Below are 15,971 nucleotides of genomic sequence, written 5' to 3' on the forward strand. Positions count from 1 at the left end.
CCCCTGCGGTCCCCGTCGGCACCGGAGCCCACCATGGCCCTGCAGCGGGAGGGCGAGCCCGAACCCGGCGCCCTCGACCGCTACGGCCGCGACCTCACCGCCGCCGCCCGGGCCGGCGAACTCGATCCGGTGGTGGGGCGCGACACCGAGATCCGCCGGCTGATCCAGGTGCTCTCCCGGCGCAGCAAGAACAACCCGGTGCTGATCGGTGAGCCCGGTGTCGGCAAGACGGCCGTGGCCGAATCCCTGGCCCAGCGCATCGTGGCCGGTGAGGTGCCCGATGCCCTGAGGGGGCTGCGGCTGGTGGCCCTCGACCTGGGGGCCCTGATCGCCGGGGCCAAGTTCCGCGGCCAGTTCGAGGAGCGCCTGCGCAGCGTGCTGGCCGAGGTCCGCGACAACGACGGGGTGCGCGACAACGACGGGGAAGGCGGCCGGGCCGGCGGCGTGGTGCTGTTCATCGACGAACTGCACACGGTGGTGGGCTCCGACCGCTCCGGCGCCGATGCGGCCAGCATCCTCAAGCCCGTGCTGGCTCGCGGCGACCTGCGCTGCATCGGCGCCACCACCCCCGAGGACTACCGGCGCAGCATCGAGAAGGACCCGGCCCTGGAGCGACGCTTCCAGCAGGTGGTGATCCGCGAACCCGATGGCCCCACCTGCCTCGAGATCCTGCGGGGCCTGAAGGAGCGCTACGAGCTCCACCACGGCGTCACCATCACCGATGGGGCCCTGGTGGCGGCCTCCCGGCTGGCCTCCCGCTACATCAGCGACCGCTGCCTGCCGGATTCGGCCATCGACCTGATCGATGAGGCCGCCGCCAACCTGCGCATGGAGGCCACCTCCAAGCCCCAGGTGGTGGAGGCGGCTGAGGCGGAACTGCGGCGGGTGGAACTGGCGCTGCTGGCCGCCGAGGCGGCGCCCTTGGAGGAGCGCGTGCAGCTGCAGGAGCAGCGGCGCCTCGCCCACGAGCAGCTCGACCGCCTGCAGCGGCGCTGGGCGGGGGAACGGGAGCGCCTGGCCGAACTGCGTGAGCTGCTGCAGCAGGACGAGGACCTGCGCCATGCCATCGCCGAGGCCGAACGGGACGGGGACCTGGAGGAGGCGGCCCGGCTCCAGTACGACCAGCTGCACGGGGTGCAGCAGCGCCGGGCGGCCCTGGAGGCGGAACTGCAGAGCGATCCGATGCTGCGGGAGCAGGTGGAGGAGGGGGACATCGCCGATGTGGTGGCCCGCTCGACCGGCATCCCCATCCAGCGGCTGCTGGCGGGCGAACGCCAGAAGCTGCTGGAGCTGGAGCAGCGGCTCGGCGAGCGGGTGATCGGCCAGCCCGAGGCGGTGGCGGCGGTGGCGGCCTCGATCCGCCGCTCCCGCGCCGGCATGCAGGCCCCCACCCGGCCGGTGGGGTCGTTCCTGTTCCTGGGGCCCACGGGGGTGGGCAAGACGGAACTGGCCAAGGCCCTGGCGGCGGCCCTCTTCGATGAGGAGGAGGCCCTGGTGCGGCTCGACATGAGCGAATTCATGGAGCGCAACGCCGTCGCCCGCCTGGTGGGGGCCCCCCCCGGCTATGTGGGCTACGAGGAGGGCGGCCAGCTCACCGAGGCCGTGCGCCGCCGTCCCTACGCGGTGCTGCTGCTTGATGAGGTGGAGAAGGCCCACCCCGATGTCTTCAACCTGCTGCTGCAGGTGCTCGATGACGGCCGCCTCACCGATTCCCAGGGCCGCACGGTCGACTTCCGCCACACGGTGGTGATCATGACCAGCAACCTGGCCAGCCGCGCCATCCTCGAGCGGGCCCGCTCCGCCCCCTCCTCGGGCGAACAGGAGGGCCCCCGCCCTGATGCGGGGGAGCAGGCCCGGGACCGGAGCCTCGACCTGGCGGTGGAGGAGGCCCTTGCGCGCCAGTTCCGGCCGGAGTTCCTCAACCGCATTGATGAGGTGATCCGCTTCCGCCCCCTGGCCCGGGCCGATCTCGAGCGGATCGTGCGGCTGCAGCTGGCGGAGCTGGCCCTGCTGCTGCGGGAGCAGCATCTGGAGCTGGAGGTCGACGGGGCCGTGGTGGTGGCCCTGGCCGCCCAGGGCTACGAGCCGGAGTACGGGGCCCGGCCCCTGCGCCGGGTGCTGCGGCGTCGCATCGAGAACCCCCTGGCCACCGAGCTGCTGGAGGATCACTTCACGGCGGCCCGGGGGGTGCGGCTGGAGCTCGCCGGCTCCGGGGAGGCGGGCTTCCGCTTCGTCCCTCTGGGGGACGCCGGGGAAGGACGTCCGGTAGGGTGATCGTTTGTCGATGTCTGCCGACACCAGGGCAGCCATCGGAATCCACACCGTGGAACCCATTCCCCCCGTCACCACCACCACGAGCAGTCCCGACGGGCCCCTGGCCCGCGGGAACGGCACCTCCGAACCCGACGTGGGTCCGGACGGCTTCCCCTCCGAGGAGAAGGAGCCCACCGGTTTCGTGGCGCTCACCCTCGCGGAGCTGCGCAAGGTCGTCTGGCCAAGCCGTCAGCAGCTGTTCAGTGAGTCGGTGGCGGTGATCCTGATGGTGAGCCTGTCGGCCGCGGCGATCGCCGCCATCGACCGCTTCTACAACTGGGGATCGACCCAGATCTTCCGTTGATGACCCTTCCCCTGTCTGCCGTGCCTGAGATCGAACCGGACGCCCCCGAGGTGCTGGAGCTCCCCGCCGAGGGCACCGACCCCGCCGTGGAGGGAATGGACCCCGCCGCCGAGGGCGGTGCCGAGGCGGCCGAAGCCGCCAAGCCCCAGGTGGCCCGTTGGTTCGCGGTCCAGGTGGCCTCCAGCTGCGAGAAGAAGGTGAAGGCCACCCTGGAGCAGCGGGCCGTCACCCTGGGGGTGAGCAACCGGATCCTGGAGATCGAGATCCCCCAGACCCCCGGGGTGAAGCTGAAGAAGGACGGCAGCCGCCAGTCGATCGAGGAGAAGGTGTTCCCCGGCTACGTGCTGGTGCGCATGGTTCTCGACGAGGACACGATGATGGCGGTGCGCAGCACCCCCAACGTCATCAACTTCGTGGGCCAGGAGGAGCGCCGCGCCACCGGCAAGGCCCGCGGCCACATCCGGCCGCGGCCCCTCAGCCGCCAGGAGGTCGACCGCATCTTCAAGCGTGCCGCCGAGAAGAAGCCCGTCCTCAAGGTCGACCTCACCGAGGGCGATCAGATTCTCGTCACGGCCGGTCCGTTCAAGGACTTCCAGGGCGAGGTGATCGAGGTCTCCGGCGAGCGCAGCAAGCTGAAGGCCCTCCTGTCGATCTTCGGCAGGGAGACCCCGGTGGAGCTCGAGTTCTCCCAGATCAGCAAACAGAGCTGATCGAGCGGCGGCCGCCTCCCTGCGGAGGGCGGCCCCGGGTGGTCCCCACGAGGGCCGCCATCCCGCCGGGCCGGCCACCGCCCCGGCGATCCGCAAGCCTCCCGCGAGGGAGTTTCGTCCCGCACTCCCGCAAGGGAGTTTCGTCCCGCACTCCCGCAAGGGAGTTTCGTCCCGCACTCCCGCAAGGGAGTTTCGTCCCCCAGCCCAGCCGATGGCCAAGAAAGTCGTAGCTGTGATCAAGCTGGCCCTCCAGGCCGGCAAAGCGAACCCCGCACCACCGGTGGGCCCTGCCCTCGGTCAGCACGGGGTCAACATCATGGCGTTCTGCAAGGAGTACAACGCCCGCACCCAGGAGAAGGCCGGGTACGTGATCCCGGTGGAGATCTCGGTCTTCGAAGACCGCAGCTTCACCTTCATCACCAAGACCCCGCCCGCCTCGGTGCTGATCTCCAAGGCCGCCGGCATCGACAAGGGTGCCGCCACGTCCGCCAAGGGCGCGGTGGGTGCCATCAGCCGTGCCCAGCTCGAGGAGATCGCCAAGACCAAGCTGCCCGACCTCAACTGCACCAACGTTGAATCGGCCATGCGGATCATCGAAGGCACCGCCCGCAACATGGGCGTTGCCGTCAAGGACTGACCGCCAGCGGTCATCGTTCCACCTCGCCCACCTCTCCGCTCACCTCTCTGGGGGAGACCGATCACGGTCGTCCGCACCCCTTACCGTCATGACAAAAGTCTCCAAACGCTTCACCGCCCTCGCCGCCAAGGTTGAGGACCGCTCCTACGAACCGCTCGAGGCCCTCGAGCTGGTCAAGGACACCGCCACCGCCAAGTTCGACGAGACGATCGAAGCCCACGTGCGCCTGGGCATCGACCCCAAGTACACCGACCAGCAACTGCGCACCACCGTGGCCCTGCCCCACGGCACCGGCCAGACCATCCGCATCGCCGTGATCGCCCGGGGCGAGAAGGTGGCCGAGGCCAAGGCCGCCGGTGCCGACCTGGCCGGCGATGATGAGCTGGTCGACCAGATCGCCGGTGGCGCGATCGACTTCGATCTGCTGATCGCCACCCCCGACATGATGCCGAAGGTGGCCAAGCTCGGCCGGGTGCTCGGTCCCCGCGGCCTGATGCCGAACCCCAAGGCCGGCACGGTCACCACCGATCTGGGCGGCGCCATCAGTGAGTTCAAGGCCGGCAAACTGGAGTTCCGGGCCGATCGGGCCGGCATCGTCCATGTGCGGTTCGGCAAGGCCAGCTTCCCCACCGCCAAGCTGCTGGAGAACCTCAAGGCCCTGCAGGAAACCATCGACCGCAACAAGCCCAGCGGTGCCAAGGGCCGCTACTGGAGGAGCCTGTACGTCACCTCCACCATGGGACCCTCGGTGCAGGTCGACTTCGCCGCTCTCCAGGACATCAAGCAGGAGAGCTGAGCGCCCGCCGTGCCTGCGTCGTCCTGGGTGCGGATCGGTGGCTGGGTGGCGGTGCCGCTCACGCTGCTGACGCTGGGGTGGGGCCTGTTCTCCAGGTCCCATTCCACCCCCAAGACAGCGCAGATTGCGGACGCCACCACCCGGCGCGGAGCGCCGACCACGGCTCCGGTCACCTTCGTGGGTGATTCGCTCACGGCCCAGGGCGACTGGCAGGCCGCCTTCCCGGATCGGGTGGTGTTCAACCAGGGCATCAGCGGTGACACCAGCTTCCAGTTGATGGCCCGCCTGCCGGAGATCCGCCGGACCGGTGCCGGCACTTACCTGGTGATGGTGGGGATCAACGACATCGTCTGGGGCTACGACCCCGGCCGGATCGCCGCCCGGATCCAGTGGCTGCGCACCGGGCTCCAGATCGGCACCGGGGCGCGGGTGATCATCCAGTCCACGATTCCCTGCGCCCGCTTCCGCTGCGGTGCCGATGGCGTGCGCCGGGTGGCCGAGCTCAATGAGCGGCTCGCCCGCCGGACGCCTCCCCGTGATTTCGTCGATCTGACCCCGGTGATGGCGGATGGCGATGGCCTCAGGCGGGCCTACACGGTGGATGGCGTCCATCTCAATGCCGCCGGCTATGCCCGCTGGGTGGCACGACTGCGGGAGCTGGGCCTGCCGTGATGTAGGTTCAAGAACTGGATTCGTCCAGAAGGGCACGCGCCCCACCCAAGACAGCAGGTCGTCAGGGTCGCCGATTCCGGTCGGTCGTTCACTGCCGTAAGTCCTGCCGAGGTTCACGCGATTGGTTTTTGCCTGGGCTGGGGTCTCCAACGGAGTCCAACAGATCGGAGCGGAGCGATGAGCGGCCTCGAAGCCACCCCGCGAGGGGAGGCCGTCCGGACCGCGTTCCCTGCTTGTTCCCCCGATCCGATCCACCTCCTATGGGCCGCACGCTGGAGAACAAGCAACAGATCGTCGAAGAGCTCAAGGGGCTCCTCGGTGAAGCCGAAATGGCGCTGGTCCTTGATTACAAGGGCCTGACCATCAAGGAGATGACTGATCTGCGGACCCGTCTGCAGGCCAGCAACGGTGTGTGCAAGGTGACCAAAAACACCTTGATGCGCCGTGCCATCGATGGTGACAGCGCCTGGTCGGATCTCGATTCCCTGCTCACCGGCACCAACGCCTTCGTCCTGGTCAAGGGCGATGTCGGCGGTGCGGTGAAGGCCCTGCAGTCCTTCCAGAAGGACAGCAAGAAGTCGGAAGTGAAGGGAGGCCTTTTCGAAGGCAAGCTCCTCTCCGCCGACGACATCAAGGCCATCGGGGATCTGCCCTCCAAGGAGGTGCTCATGGCCCAGATCGCCGGTGCGATCAATGGCCTGGCCACCAAGCTGGCTGTGGGCATCAACGAGGTTCCGTCCGGTCTCGCCAGGGCGCTCAAGCAGTACGCCGAATCCGGCGAAGGCTGAGTTCGCACCCCGCGAACCCCTGGGTTCCACCGATCCTCCCGTTCTGTTGCTGATTCCCCCCCATGTCCGCTACCACCGACCAGATTCTCGAACAACTGAAAACCCTCTCCCTGCTTGAGGCTTCCGAGCTCGTCAAGCAGATCGAAGAGGCCTTCGGCGTGTCCGCCGCCGCTTCCGCCGGCGTCGTCATGGCCGCCGCCGCCCCCGGCGCTGCCGCCGAGGCCGTCGAGGAGCAGACCGAATTCGACGTCATCCTCGATGGCTTCGATCCGGCCGCCAAGATCAAGGTGCTCAAGGCCGTCCGCGAGGCCACCGGCCTCGGCCTGGGCGAAGCCAAGGCCCTTGTCGAAGCCGCTCCCAAGGCCGTCAAGGAAGGCATCTCCAAGGCCGATGCCGAAGCTCTCAAGAAGAGCATCGAAGAAGTGGGTGGCAAGGTCTCCATCAAGTGACCCGCCCTCGTCGGGCCTCCAGGCCCGGCAACCCTCCGTCTTTCCCAGCCGGTCCTTCGGGGCCGGCTTTTTGATGGTGGATGGCCTTGTTGCGTGGCGTGGACCGCGCCCCTGCCGGAACCATCGATGGATTCAAAACATAAAAAAGAGCCCCGCCGAAGGCAGGGCTCTGGAGATGGAACGATTCCGGGAGTCTGTCCTCGTTTCGACCCTGGAAGAGCGTCCTTCACTCCTCACGGCATCAGATTAAGAGGGTGGGATGGGGGATGGCGGCTGGGAGGACCGGAGATTCAACTGGCCACAGCCCAGACAGGGCCAGAAGCTCAGAGCCCCTCGCCGTCGCTGCTGCTGCCGCTGTAGGGGATCACCTGGAGGGCGACGGCCCGGCCGGAGTTGCCCATCGTCATGCTGCCCTCGCCTTGCTCAGTGGCGGACAGGGCCGGTGGCTGGGCCCGGCCGGGGCCGAGGGGACGGCGCCAGGTGGGCGCGCCGCCGGCACTGGCGATGAGTTGGTCGAGGGGGGTGGGGCTGGCGAAGTACAGATGGCTCAGGGCCCGTTCGCCGTAGGTGCGCCGCTTCAGATCCCAGCCCGACTCAAGCTTGAGGGCCACGAAGCCGTCGCGGTCCCGCAGGGGAATGTCGGCCCTGCCCACCACCAGAATGGCCGAGGTGGCGGGCGAGAGGGCCTGGAGCTCCAGGCGGGATCCCACCTGCTGCACCCGCAGCCGGTAGGTGGTGCCCAGGTCCTGTTCGGCGACCCGCAGGGAGTAGCCGTTGCTGTCCAGATAGCGGCTGCAGATGCCGGTGTAGTCGAACCGGTTCAGGGTCGGATCCACCAGGCCGTCCGGGCGGGCCTGCCAGCAGGCGGGTTGGGGCGTCAGCTGCTCCAGCACCAGCAGGGTCCAGTCGTTGTCGCCAACCGGCCGCGCCAGCACCGCGAAGCGCTCGGTGTCGACGTCGGCGCTCTGGAACAGGCCGACGGCCATGGCCAGCCGGGGCTGGACCATCGGCAGGCCGGCTCCGGCCAGGACCAGGCCCGCCAGGGCCAGGTAGGTTCGCTGCATGGGAACACCTCCAGGGCCCGGGCGTTCTCCGGGAGAGAGGGCCCCATTCAAGCGATCCTGTCAAGACGACTCCATGGGTGATCGACCGGTGCGGGTAGTGGCCGCCGCCTGTGACGGGGCCTGCAGCGGCAACCCGGGTCCGGGTGGCTGGGGCGCCCTGCTGCGCTTCGAGGACGGCTCCCGTCGGGAGCTGGGGGGGGCGGATGCGGCGACCACCAACAACCGCATGGAGCTGACCGCCGCCCTGGCGGTGCTGGGGGCACTGCGGGAGCTGCCGCGCCATCCCGATCTGGTGCTGCGCACCGACAGCCGCTACCTGATCGACGGCTTCGAGAAGTGGATGGCCGGCTGGAAGCGCAAGGGATGGCGCACCGCCTCCGGCGGGGCGGTGCTCAACCGTGATCTCTGGGAGCAGCTGGATGCCGCCCGGCTGCCGGGGCTGGCCCTGCGCCACGTGCGCGGCCACAGCGGGGATCCGGACAACGACCGCTGCGATGCGATCGCGGTCGCCTTCTCCCGGGGCCAGTCCCCGGCGCTGGCGATCGAAACCCAGGAGGTGGCCGATCCCCTGGCGGCGGCCGACGCCCTCGATCCAGCGCCAGCGTCGCTCCAGCAGCTGCTCACCCGCCTGGAGCTGGCCGACCGGCTGGCGGCGGGCGGCTACAGCCTGCGGACCGTGGAGCTCGCCAGGCTGCTCGAGGTGCCCACGGCCCGTCTCGAGGGGAAAGGAGAGCCCTGGCTCTGGCGCGACTGGCTTGTCAGGCCCCTGGGCAACGGAAGCTGGCGCCTGGAGCGTGGCGCGGGAGGATTGGACAGGCCGCAGTGAGGAGACAGGGATGCCGCAGGAGCCATCGACCAGCGGCGGACAGGTGGGAACCGGCGCCCTCTACGCCCGGTTCGTCGAGCCCCTGCTGCGTCGGGATGACGGCGCCGATGCCGAGCAGCTGAGCCGCCTCACCCTCCTGGCCCTGGGCCAGGCGGCCCTGCGCCGCCGCTGGCCCCTGGTGAGCGGCAGCCTGGAGGGCCTCGGGGCGGAGCTGCAGCGGCGGGACCCCCGGCTGGAGCAGACCCTGTTCGGCTGTCGCTTCGCCAATCCGGTGGGGCTGGCGGCGGGCTTCGACAAGAACGGGGTGGCGGCCGCCATCTGGCACCGGTTCGGCTTCGGTTTCGCCGAACTGGGCACCATCACCTGGCAGCCCCAGCCGGGCAATCCCCGGCCGCGGCTGTTCCGGCTGGCCGAGGAACGGGCGGCGCTCAACCGCATGGGCTTCAACAACGACGGGGCCAGGGCCGTGCGCCGGACGCTGGAACGCCAGCTCCTGCCACCCCCCGGGCAGCGGCCCGCGGTGCTCGGCATCAACCTCGGCAAATCGAAGGCGGTGTCTCTGGAGATGGCCCCGGACGATTACGCGGCCTCCCTGGAGCTCCTGGCCCCCCTGGCCGACTACGCGGTGGTCAACGTCAGCTCCCCCAACACCCCGGGGCTGCGGGACCTGCAGGAGGAGGCCCAGCTCCGCCGACTGGTGGAGCGGCTGCGGCGCCTGCCGGCCTGCCCGCCCCTGCTGGTCAAGATCGCCCCCGACCTGGAGGACGACGCCATCGACACGATCGCCCGGCTGGCCTACGAGGAGGGGCTCGCCGGTGTGATCGCCGTCAACACCTCGGTTCACCGGCTCGGACTCGACGGGCGCCGGCTGGTGGCCACGGGCCGCACCCTGGCCGAGGAGACCGGAGGGCTCAGCGGCCGGCCCCTGCGGCGGCGGGCGGTCGAGGTGCTGCGGCGGCTGCGGGCGACCGCCGGTCCGGCCCTGCCCCTGATCGGTGTGGGGGGCATCGATTCGGCGGAGGCCGCCTGGGAGCGGATCAGCGCCGGAGCGTCCCTGATCCAGATCTACACCGGTTGGATTTACGAAGGCCCCGCACTTGTGCCCACGATTCTGGAAGGATTGTCGCGACAGCTGGATGCCCATGGATGCCGGACGCTTTCGGAAGTTGTGGGTTCGGTGATGCCTTGGCGCCCTTGATTCGGTAACTTTCGCAGGCACCGGATCGGAGCCTTGGTTTTTTCTGGCCTGATCGGCTTGAAGGATGATCTGGAGGATCGTCTGAGGCCCATCCGCGCGCAGCTGTTCCCGCGTCAGTTGCTGCTGGAACTCCAGGACGATTCCCTGAAGGGCCAGGTGCTCAGGGGATCGGGTCCGGAAGCCGTGAGCATCGATCTGCCCCTGCCGCCCCTCACCTGCCTGGATGGCCAGCCCCTGGAGAAGGAGCCCCTCGGTGACCTGATCGGTGATCTTCTGGTGCGAGACGGCCTGCTCGATGCCGTCGTGCTGGCGTCCCTGCCCGAGGGGGCGGCGCAATGGCGCGTCATCGACTGGCCCTTCGAGGCCATCCCCGACGACCCCATCGCGGCCCTGCGCACCATCGATCCGCCCCTGAACCTCGCGTTTCCCCTGTCGGAGGCCACGATCGATCTGCGGCCCCTGGCGGGATCCACCCCCCGGCTGCTGATGGCGGTGGCCCCCCGCAAGCTGGTGGACGACTGGATCGATGTCTTCAACCTGGCCGGCGTGCAACTGGAGCGGCTGGCGCCGGCCCAGTCCTGCCGTCTGGCGGCGGTCACCTCCCTGCTGGAAGCGGCACCGGCGGATGAACTGACCGTCCTGATCCACCCGCTGCCGGCCGGTGCCCAGCTGCTGCTTCTGAGTCGGACGGAGCCGGTCTTCGACTGGCCGCTCCCCCAGGACGACGAGGCCCTGGTCAGGGAGGTGAACCGCTGCGTGACCTTCTACCGTCGGCGTGCACCCTCCATCCGTCGGCTCCGGCTGTTGCTCAGCGCGCCTCTCCCCAGCCAGGACAGCCTCCAGGACGCCCTGGGCGTGCGGGCCGAGATCCTTACCCCTGAGCCCTTCGGCTCCCTGGTGCTCCAGGGCCTGGCGATGGTGGAGTCGGTCCGATGAGCCCACCAATCCTCGATCTGCTTCGGGAGCGGCGCAAGGAACTCGGCCAGGAGAGCATGGTTTCGGCCCTGCTCGATCGACGCCCCCTGCTGCTGCGCGGTGCCCTGATCGGGGCGATCGTCCTGGGCGGATCCGTCCTGGCCACGGCCCTGGTGTTCCTCCGCTTTCAGTACGTGCGGATGCAGACGGCCCAGCTCACCCGGTTCGAAGCTGAGTCCACCCAGCTGCAGGCGGAGATGGCGGCCAGCCGGGCGAAGCTCGACCAGCTCGCGGCCACCAACCGCAGCCTCACCGAAGGCCTCACCACCCTGCGCACCTCCTCGGCGCTCCTGGCCGACCTTCAACTGCGCACCCCCGAGGGCATCCAGATCCAGACCGCCGAGGCGGAGGGCACCAACCTGGTGCTGAAGGGGCAGGCCCTCGATCCGCTCGCCTTCGCCCGGATCAATGCCCTGCAACTGGAGCTGTCCCGTTCCCCCCTGCTGCAGGGCAAGGGGGTGGCGCTCGTCAAGCTGGAGCGGGTTCCGCCCAGCGCTGCGCAGGCCGGGCAGACCGGAGCCGCCGTCCCCACGCCCGCACCCGCGACGGTCCGCTTCGAACTGTCGGGCCCGTTTGCGACCCTGCCCCCCGCCCGCCAGCTGGGCGTCATGCGCCAGCTGGGATCGGAGGGCATGGTGCGCCGGCTGCAACTTCTCCAGGCGGAGGGCCTTATCCCATGACCAACCTTCAGCAGGGCTCCAGGCGGCTTCCGGTTGCCAGCCTGCGACTGATCTGGCTGCTGCTGCCGGCGGGTGTGCTGGGGGGGCTCGGGCTAGTGGTGATCCTGGCGGGCATGGTGCCCCTCTGGGCCGGCCTGCAGCGCGACAGCCAGCGCCTCCAGGAGCTGGAGCAACTGCGGGACCAGGTGACGCTGATGCGGGGCCAGCTGGTCACCACCCAGGAGAACACCGAGGCCGCCATGGCCAGCAAGGCCAAGATCGAGCGGCTGATCACGGGCAACGGCGACCTCTCCACCTTCCTGGCCATGCTCGACCGGGAGGCCGCCGCTTCGGGTGTGGAGCTGACCCTGTTCGAGCCCACCCAGGCTCCCGCTGCCGCCGGTACGCCACCCGGAGCCACCCCTGCGGCCCCCGCCGCTCCACCTGCCGGGGCGGCTCCGCCCGCGGCAGGTGCTCCGGCTCCGGGCGCCACCCCTGCCGACCTCCTGGCCCTGCAGGGGCTCACCCTGCGCACCTTGCTGGTGTCGGCCAGGGGGACCTTCCCATCCCTGCTCTCCTTCCTCAGGCGGCTGGAGGCCCTCAACGTGCTGGTGGTCCAGAGCGACCTGAGTCTCACGACCCCAGAGCCCGAACCAACTGGCATCAGGCTGCCCAACCTCACTCCCAACCCTTCGGTGTTGATGAAGCTCACCCTTGGTCTCTACAGCCGCACCCCGGCCCCGGTCGCCCCTCCTGCCGGAGCAGCCCCGGCCCCCGCAGCGCCGACCCCAGCTCCCCCCGCCCCTTCCAACTGACCATGCCCATCCAACCGGATCCGGCAACTGGCCGTTTCGCATAATCGCCGATACCATTCAGCCGATTCGGAGTGCAACAGAACGTGGCAAAACGTCAGTGGCGGCGCGTTCTTTCTGCTTCTCTCGGCGTGGTGATCCTGCAGGGTACGGGTGCGACCAGCGCGCAGGCCGCCATCACCCCATCCCCGGCAGGCGAGGGGTCGGGCACCCGGCGGTCCGACATCGCCCAGGCGAGCGGCACCCTCGACATCAAGCTCAGGCGTCTGCCGGATTCCGTTGAGGTGATGATCGAGGGGACCGGCCCTTCACCCGTCCTCCAGCAGACCACCCAGGGTGCCGTCTGGATGGGTCGGTTGCAGACCGCCCAGCCGATGACCCTGCGTCGCGGCCCGGTGCAGCTCTCCCTCCCCGAGGCCGGGCTGCAGAGCATCAGCTTCGAGGGCTCGGGCAACCTCTTCGAGCTCAGGGTGTCCCCCACCCCCGGATTCCCGGTCGGCCGGCCCGTGGTGAGCGCCGACGGCCGCAGCCTGATCCTGACGTTCAACGCCCCGGCGCTGAACACCCTCCAGACCCTGACGCCCAACGTCACAACACCAGGACGGGTCCCCCAGCCCGGCTTCGTCCCGCCCCTGCAGCCGCGTGCGGTGGCGCCGCCGCTGGGCGACATGGCCGTGGGGACCATGACCATCAGCAATCCCAGCTACGTCAATGTCAGCGGGCCGCCGGTGACGATGACGCTCCGCAACGCCCCCGCGAAGGACGTGCTGATGGCGCTGAGCCAGCTCGGTGGCTACGGGTTCGTCTACGTGGGCGATACCCCCCCGGCAGGTTCCTCCACTCCGGCGCCGACGGCCGCCGGCACGCCCGCGGACATGCGGCCCATCTCGATCTCCTTCCGCCGCGAGAACTACGGCCGGGCGATCAACTCGGCGCTTCTGGCGGCGGGACTGCAGGGCAAGCGCGACGGCAACACGATCTTCGCTGGCCCCAGAGTTCTGTCCAAGAGCTTCGGCGCCCAGCTCTCGAAGGTGTACCGGTTGAACCAGGTGCCAGCGAACTCGGCCGCCGACTATCTGGCCAACCTGGGGGCCCAGGTCACCAAGACCAACACCATCTCCACGGCCGTCTCTGAGGGAGTGGCAGCCACGGCAGCTCCTGTCGGCAGCCCTACGTCCTCCACCACAACGTCCAGCACAATCACCAGTGTGGAGTCTTATGGATCCGCAACCGGTCCGCTGGTTGGCCTGCAGGCCACCACCGACACCCGTCTCTCCACCATCACCCTGGTGGGGGCTCCGCGCTTGGTGTCCATCGCTGAGCAGTATCTCAAGCAACTCGACCTGCGCCAGCGGCAGGTAGCACTTGCGGTGCAAATTCTGGATGTGAATCTCGAGAATGACTTTCAGATTGACAATAGCTTCGCTTTCCGTTGGGGTAACAACTTTATTGTTAACGATCGAGGCGAGTTATTGGGAGCCTTTGGCCGAAACTTGCCGCCCACTGCTAATGACTTTTCAAGCCTCAACCCTTCAGGAATTGAGTCTATTTCCAGATCGAGTTCCTCCAACTCTTCGTCTCTTGGTCAGCTAAGTCTGAATTCCACTGATACAAGCAACCTTACTTTAGGCCAGCTTTCCGTAGTAAATTCGAATCTTATTCGAGAGACTGGTTTTGAACTCTTGCCTACTGGTGTCCTTAGGCAGATTAATACTGACATCAATCGCTCGGGTTCAGACCTGACGACTCGAATTGAAAATGTTTTGTCAAGCTCTCTTGGGAGAAATGTTAGCCTTCAGCAGAATTCAAACTTTTTTAATTCGTCCTCTTCTGATTTCCAGGGGTCAAGAAGGCCTAACCCCGGCCTCAATTATCCCACTGATAGCTTTTATGACTTTGTTCGGGCACAGATTGTTTCACGGAATACCAAGCTTATCGCCAGCCCAACTCTTATATTGCAGGAAAATCCTTCTTTCTTGCGTGAGATGGGTGCTGGAGGATCTAGCTCAAGCGACAACGAAACTGAAACCCCGGGAGCACTTGATCAATATACGATTGATTCTCCGATTGGCCGGCGCCGAGCAAATGAGGCTGTAGTCCGTGTCGGTACCAATGTGATTACCGATTTTGCGACAAGTGCGTCGGCTAGCAGTGGTGGGACTAGTAATGTCATTACCTGCACGCCCACACTTTCCACGGCAGGATTGGTGCTTGGAGCTCGAGTCGAGAAAATAGACGATAACGGATTTGTTACCTTTTCACTCTCCCCTAGTCTTTCAGCCACTACGGACACTCAGCAAATCCCTGGATGCGGACCTATCGATATTCTCAGCGTGCGTCGCCTTGATACCGGTGCTTTGCGTGTGCGCGATGGCCAGACCCTGATACTCACCGGCGTGATCTCTGACTTTGATCGTGCCGAGGTTTCCAAGTGGCCGATCTTGGGAGATCTGCCAATCATCGGCCAGTTCTTCCGCGCCTCCGGCAACCTGCGAGAGAAACGTGAACTCGTCATCATGGTGACGCCACGCATTATCAATGACACCGAGGGTGGTACCTATGGCTACGGCTTCCAGCCCTCGACGCCGGCCTCACGCTCCTTTCTTGGAGGCGCTGCCAGCCCTTGATGAGCCCTTAATCAGAAGGCCAAGGGGAGCAGGAATTTCATTGCAAGCGGAAGCACAGACTGAGCGAATCCGGCGGCTCCGGAGAGCACCTGACCGCCCATGCCGCTGCCTTCATTGCGCTTCCTGCCGGGCTTCATCAGCCCGCTGGCCACCTCGGTGAGCTGCCTCGCATGGGCCTCCTCGCCGGCCTGGCCGTAGAGGACGGCGGCGTAGTTCAGGTCGGCGGCCGCTAGTTCGGTCTTGCCCTGTTCGGTGCGGCTGAGGCCCCGGGCCACCCAGCTGATCGCCGCGTCCGGTTGCAGCCGGATCGCCTCGGAGAACAGCTGCTCCGCCTGGGGGTGGCGCCCCTCCAGGGCGGCGGTGACCCCGGCGTTGTGCAGCTCGGGGTAGCTCAGCACCGTGGGGGCCACGCCCCGGGCGTCCTGCCAGTGGCTGCGGGCCAGTCCGCCGGGGTCGATCTGGGCGCCGCTGAGATCGCTCTGGCGCAGGTCGGTGCCCTCCAGATTCGCCCCGCGCAGATCGGCACCCCGCAGGGAGGCACCCTGCAGGCTGGTGAAGCGCAGGTCGGCCCCCTTGAGGTTGGCCCCATCCAGCCGGGCCTGGCCCAGGTTGGCGCGCTGCAGCTTGGCGCTGCGCAGGTCGGCGTCGCGCAGGTCGGCGTGCACCAGGTCGGCATCCTGCAGCTTGCAGCGGGGGCAGTCGCGCTGGTTGAGCAGCCGCATCAGATCGGCCTCGCTACCCGCCCGCGCCGGACCGGCCTGCAGCAGGGCCAGCAGCGCCGGGCCGGTGAACAGCAGCCCCGTCACGGCGATGCGGGCGAACCCTTGGGGACGTGTCATGGCCGCCTGTTCAGGGGTGGTCCCGTTGTACCGCCTCCGCCGGCCTGTTGCCGGTCCGCAGGGAACGGCGCAGCACCCGTCCCAGACGATGGGCCGTTCGTCGTCCCGCCCGGCTGGGGGCGGCGGCGAAGCGCTGCTGCTGGTAGTTGGCCACAAAGGCCTCCAGGGGATCGGCCAGGGACGGCCAGCGCTGGCCCAGGCGCCGGGCGAAGCCGCCCAGGGTTTCTCCCGCAGCCGGTGCGATCCCCTGCCGGGCGAAGGCCCGCAGGGTGCGCTCCAGCTCCAGCCGCAGGGGATCGCCG

At 68.2% G+C, this 15,971-nt stretch carries 17 protein-coding genes; 14 read left to right on the forward strand and 3 right to left on the reverse strand.

The window, feature by feature from the left end:
* From VB737_RS10315 to rplL, 8 genes are all read left to right on the forward strand, one after another.
* Positions 1 to 2,274, forward strand: a 2,274-nt coding sequence (locus VB737_RS10315; RefSeq protein WP_500312750.1) for an ATP-dependent Clp protease ATP-binding subunit, incomplete at its 5' end; no start/stop codon positions are given.
* Positions 2,275 to 2,407: 133 nt separating this feature from the next.
* Positions 2,408 to 2,617, forward strand: a complete 210-nt coding sequence (secE, locus tag VB737_RS10320) for a preprotein translocase subunit SecE (RefSeq protein WP_500312774.1) — start codon at positions 2,408 to 2,410, stop codon at positions 2,615 to 2,617.
* A gap of 95 nt (positions 2,618 to 2,712) precedes the next feature.
* Positions 2,713 to 3,327 carry a transcription termination/antitermination protein NusG gene (gene nusG / locus VB737_RS10325; RefSeq protein ID WP_500312775.1) on the forward strand — a complete coding sequence of 205 codons (615 nt, stop codon included), beginning with the start codon at positions 2,713 to 2,715 and terminating at the stop codon, positions 3,325 to 3,327.
* A 211-nt stretch (positions 3,328 to 3,538) separates the two neighbouring features.
* Complete coding sequence (rplK, locus tag VB737_RS10330; protein WP_323243371.1) at positions 3,539 to 3,964, forward strand: 50S ribosomal protein L11; 426 nt, start codon at positions 3,539 to 3,541, stop codon at positions 3,962 to 3,964.
* An 88-nt stretch (positions 3,965 to 4,052) separates the two neighbouring features.
* Complete coding sequence (gene rplA / locus VB737_RS10335; protein ID WP_500312753.1) at positions 4,053 to 4,760, forward strand: 50S ribosomal protein L1; 708 nt, start codon at positions 4,053 to 4,055, stop codon at positions 4,758 to 4,760.
* A 9-nt stretch (positions 4,761 to 4,769) separates the two neighbouring features.
* Positions 4,770 to 5,432 carry a GDSL-type esterase/lipase family protein gene (locus tag VB737_RS10340; protein WP_500312755.1) on the forward strand — a complete coding sequence of 221 codons (663 nt, stop codon included), beginning with the start codon at positions 4,770 to 4,772 and terminating at the stop codon, positions 5,430 to 5,432.
* Between the two features lie 260 nt (positions 5,433 to 5,692).
* On the forward strand, positions 5,693 to 6,220 hold the full coding sequence (gene rplJ, locus VB737_RS10345; protein ID WP_500312757.1) for a 50S ribosomal protein L10: 528 nt from the start codon (positions 5,693 to 5,695) through the stop codon (positions 6,218 to 6,220).
* Positions 6,221 to 6,282: 62 nt separating this feature from the next.
* On the forward strand, positions 6,283 to 6,669 hold the full coding sequence (gene rplL, locus VB737_RS10350) for a 50S ribosomal protein L7/L12 (RefSeq protein WP_323243375.1): 387 nt from the start codon (positions 6,283 to 6,285) through the stop codon (positions 6,667 to 6,669).
* Between the two features lie 323 nt (positions 6,670 to 6,992).
* On the opposite strand, the gene VB737_RS10355 is transcribed toward rplL, so the two are convergent.
* Entirely contained in the window at positions 6,993 to 7,733 is a 741-nt protein-coding gene (locus VB737_RS10355; protein WP_500312758.1) for a DUF3747 domain-containing protein, read from the reverse strand.
* Positions 7,734 to 7,806: 73 nt separating this feature from the next.
* Between VB737_RS10355 and VB737_RS10360 the strand changes: the two genes are divergently transcribed.
* From VB737_RS10360 to VB737_RS10385, 6 genes are all read left to right on the forward strand, one after another.
* A complete protein-coding gene (locus tag VB737_RS10360; protein WP_500312760.1) occupies positions 7,807 to 8,559 on the forward strand; it encodes a ribonuclease H family protein in 753 nt (250 codons plus the stop codon).
* 10 nt (positions 8,560 to 8,569) lie between these two features.
* Complete coding sequence (locus VB737_RS10365; protein ID WP_500312762.1) at positions 8,570 to 9,757, forward strand: quinone-dependent dihydroorotate dehydrogenase; 1,188 nt, start codon at positions 8,570 to 8,572, stop codon at positions 9,755 to 9,757.
* Positions 9,758 to 9,814: 57 nt separating this feature from the next.
* Positions 9,815 to 10,693 carry a type IV pilus biogenesis protein PilM gene (locus VB737_RS10370; protein WP_500312764.1) on the forward strand — a complete coding sequence of 293 codons (879 nt, stop codon included), beginning with the start codon at positions 9,815 to 9,817 and terminating at the stop codon, positions 10,691 to 10,693.
* The gene (locus tag VB737_RS10375; RefSeq protein ID WP_500312766.1) at positions 10,690 to 11,412 is read left to right on the forward strand and encodes a PilN domain-containing protein; all 723 of its coding nucleotides are present in this window, start codon (positions 10,690 to 10,692) and stop codon (positions 11,410 to 11,412) included. The genes VB737_RS10370 and VB737_RS10375 overlap by 4 nt, the downstream gene beginning before the upstream one ends.
* Positions 11,409 to 12,206: a hypothetical protein gene (locus VB737_RS10380; protein WP_500312768.1), complete on the forward strand. Its 798-nt coding sequence runs from the start codon at positions 11,409 to 11,411 to the stop codon at positions 12,204 to 12,206. Before VB737_RS10375 ends, VB737_RS10380 begins: the two co-directional genes overlap by 4 nt.
* Before the next feature lie 71 nt (positions 12,207 to 12,277).
* Positions 12,278 to 14,830 carry a type II secretion system protein GspD gene (locus VB737_RS10385; protein ID WP_500312769.1) on the forward strand — a complete coding sequence of 851 codons (2,553 nt, stop codon included), beginning with the start codon at positions 12,278 to 12,280 and terminating at the stop codon, positions 14,828 to 14,830.
* An 11-nt stretch (positions 14,831 to 14,841) separates the two neighbouring features.
* Here VB737_RS10385 and VB737_RS10390 read toward each other — a convergent pair whose 3' ends face one another.
* Both VB737_RS10390 and VB737_RS10395 read right to left on the reverse strand, forming a co-directional pair.
* Positions 14,842 to 15,669 (reverse strand): pentapeptide repeat-containing protein, encoded by an 828-nt coding sequence (locus VB737_RS10390; protein WP_500312770.1) that lies wholly within the window; start codon positions 15,667 to 15,669, stop codon positions 14,842 to 14,844.
* A gap of 10 nt (positions 15,670 to 15,679) precedes the next feature.
* Positions 15,680 to 15,971 (reverse strand): DUF4129 domain-containing protein (locus tag VB737_RS10395; RefSeq protein ID WP_500312772.1); only part of this gene is annotated, 292 nt, incomplete at its 5' end.

The organism is Synechococcus sp. BA-120 BA3 (assembly GCF_034931285.1).
Lineage (GTDB): Bacteria > Cyanobacteriota > Cyanobacteriia > PCC-6307 > Cyanobiaceae > Cyanobium.

Excerpts from the sequence above, each read along its gene's own strand:
- rplJ (WP_500312757.1), top strand. The coding sequence starts at position 5,693 with ATGGGCCGCACGCTGGAGAACAAGCAACAGATCGTCGAAGAGCTCAAG.
- VB737_RS10355 (WP_500312758.1), bottom strand. The coding sequence starts at position 7,733 with ATGCAGCGAACCTACCTGGCCCTGGCGGGCCTGGTCCTGGCCGGAGCC.
- VB737_RS10390 (WP_500312770.1), bottom strand. The coding sequence starts at position 15,669 with ATGACACGTCCCCAAGGGTTCGCCCGCATCGCCGTGACGGGGCTGCTG.
- VB737_RS10375 (WP_500312766.1), top strand. The coding sequence starts at position 10,690 with ATGAGCCCACCAATCCTCGATCTGCTTCGGGAGCGGCGCAAGGAACTC.
- rplA (WP_500312753.1), top strand. The coding sequence starts at position 4,053 with ATGACAAAAGTCTCCAAACGCTTCACCGCCCTCGCCGCCAAGGTTGAG.
- VB737_RS10365 (WP_500312762.1), top strand. The coding sequence starts at position 8,570 with ATGCCGCAGGAGCCATCGACCAGCGGCGGACAGGTGGGAACCGGCGCC.
- nusG (WP_500312775.1), top strand. The coding sequence starts at position 2,713 with ATGGACCCCGCCGCCGAGGGCGGTGCCGAGGCGGCCGAAGCCGCCAAG.
- rplL (WP_323243375.1), top strand. The coding sequence starts at position 6,283 with ATGTCCGCTACCACCGACCAGATTCTCGAACAACTGAAAACCCTCTCC.
- VB737_RS10380 (WP_500312768.1), top strand. The coding sequence starts at position 11,409 with ATGACCAACCTTCAGCAGGGCTCCAGGCGGCTTCCGGTTGCCAGCCTG.
- rplK (WP_323243371.1), top strand. The coding sequence starts at position 3,539 with ATGGCCAAGAAAGTCGTAGCTGTGATCAAGCTGGCCCTCCAGGCCGGC.
- VB737_RS10360 (WP_500312760.1), top strand. The coding sequence starts at position 7,807 with ATGGGTGATCGACCGGTGCGGGTAGTGGCCGCCGCCTGTGACGGGGCC.